Raw genomic sequence first — 846 nt, forward strand, 5'->3', positions numbered from 1 at the left:
CTCCTCCCCCGCCCCGCCGCCGAGAGCGACAAGTACCGCAGGGGAGTCGTGGGCATCGCGGCGGGCTCGGCCCGCTACCCGGGCGCGGCGGTCCTCGCGGTCGCGGGCGCCCTGCGCGGCGGCGCGGGCGCCGTCCGCTACGTGGGCGCCGCCACCGACGCGGTCCTCGCCCGCTTCCCGGAGACCCTCGTCTCGAACACGGGCCCGAAGAAGGCGGGCCGGGTGCAGGCCTGGGTCGCGGGCCCCGGCGCGGGCGACGACCCGACACCCGTCGCCGAGGCCCTCGCCTCCGACGTCCCGGTCCTCCTCGACGCGGACGGCCTGCGCCTCGCCGACCGCGACACGGTCCGCACCCGCGAGGCCCCGACGCTGATGACCCCGCACGCGGGGGAGGCGGCCGCCCTCCTGGGCATCACCCGGGAGGAGGTCGAGTCCGCCCGCCTCACGGCCGTGCGCGACCTGGCCCGCACCTACGACGTCACGGTGCTCCTCAAGGGCTCCACCACCCTCATCGCCACCCCGGACGCCACCACCCCGGTCCGCGTCAACCCCACCGGCACCCCCTGGCTGGCGACGGCGGGCAGCGGCGACGTCCTCTCGGGCCTGGGAGGCTCCCTCCTGGCAGCGGGCCTCTCCCCCGTGGACGCGGCGAGCACGGCGGCATACCTCCACGGCCTGGCGGGCCGCTACGCCGCCGACGGCGCCCCGACGGGCGCCCACGACGTGGCGGAGTCGATCCCGGCGGCCTGGCGGCCCCCCCGCCCCCTCTCTTTACACAAATTCCAGCCCCCACGGAAAGGCGACAAAATCCGATTGCCTCTTCCTCTTTAAAAAAAAAAAAAAAAA

Annotated in this window: 1 protein-coding gene; it reads left to right on the plus strand. The window is 75.4% G+C overall.

Going from position 1 to position 846, the window contains the following annotated elements:
- Nucleotides 1-831: NAD(P)H-hydrate dehydratase (locus P1P70_RS45210; protein WP_319248384.1), on the plus strand; the 831-nt coding region annotated here is incomplete at its 5' end.
- Nucleotides 832-846: the final 15 nt, after the last annotated feature.

The organism is Streptomyces sp. MB09-02B (assembly GCF_033794485.1).
Classification (GTDB): domain Bacteria; phylum Actinomycetota; class Actinomycetes; order Streptomycetales; family Streptomycetaceae; genus Streptomyces.